The sequence below is a fragment of the Streptomyces fulvoviolaceus genome, assembly GCF_000718165.1.
Taxonomy (GTDB): domain Bacteria; phylum Actinomycetota; class Actinomycetes; order Streptomycetales; family Streptomycetaceae; genus Streptomyces; species Streptomyces fulvoviolaceus.
This window is the reverse complement of sequence record NZ_JOEY01000180.1, coordinates 1-824: the sequence shown is the minus strand read 5'-3', so window position 1 is coordinate 824 and position 824 is coordinate 1. Positions and strand designations below refer to the sequence as shown.

The window sequence follows — 824 nt, the reverse complement described above, 5'->3', positions numbered from 1 at the left end:
CGCCTACGGCCTGACCGAAACCGTCTCCGGCGACACCTTCCTCGACCGCGACCACGCACTGACCAAACTCGGCTCCGTCGGCCGCCCCGTCCCCCACACCCAAGTCCGCATCATCGACGACACCGGCAAACCGGTCCCGGCGGGCGAGCTCGGCGAGATCACCCTGCGCGGCCCCAAGGTCTTCGCCGGCTACTGGCGCGACGACAAGGCCACCGCCGCCGCCCTCAAGGTTCCGACCCGGCACCAGCGCGGGGACGGACGAGTTGCGGGACTTCTGCCGCACCCGGCTGGCCAAGTTCAAGGTGCCGGTCCGCTTCGACGTCGTCGACGAACTCCCGCGTACCCCCTCGGGCAAGGTCCTCAAGCGGACCTTGCGCGACATCCCGACGGAGGGCTGAGCCATGGCCGACATGCGTCTCGATGACAAGACCGTCTGGACGGCTCGTACGACGGCGGACCTTGAAGAGCTGGAGTCCGAACTCGCCGGGAAGGTACTCGTGTTGCCCGGCTCGGTCGCCGACTCCACCGCCGTACGGACCATGGTGGAGCGCATCACCGAGTGGACGGGCCGCCTGGACGCCGCGGTCAACTGCGCCGGCATCAGCCCCCACTTCACCCGCAGCGAAGGCGTCACCGACGAGGACTGGCAACACGTCCTCGACATCAACCTCCAAGGCACCTTCTACTGCTGCCGCGAGGCCGGGAAAATCATGCTCGAGCAGGGATCCGGCTCCATCGTCAACGTCTCCTCCGTACACGCCAGCACCGGCTTCGAACGCATCGCCGCCTACGCCGCAAGCAAGGGCGGCGTCGAAGCCCTCACC

At 68.2% G+C, this 824-nt stretch carries 2 protein-coding genes and 1 pseudogene; all 3 read left to right on the top strand.

Going from position 1 to position 824, the window contains the following annotated elements:
• Window positions 1-10: 10 nt before the first annotated feature.
• A pseudogene (locus IG08_RS62935) lies at window positions 11-136 on the top strand (hypothetical protein); the annotation flags it as partial.
• A 127-nt stretch (window positions 137-263) separates the two neighbouring features.
• A complete protein-coding gene (locus IG08_RS62350; RefSeq protein ID WP_234343250.1) occupies window positions 264-398 on the top strand; it encodes an AMP-binding enzyme in 135 nt (44 codons plus the stop codon).
• 3 nt (window positions 399-401) lie between these two features.
• A partial coding sequence (locus IG08_RS0153405; protein WP_158812426.1) for an SDR family NAD(P)-dependent oxidoreductase occupies window positions 402-824 on the top strand: 423 nt, incomplete at its 3' end.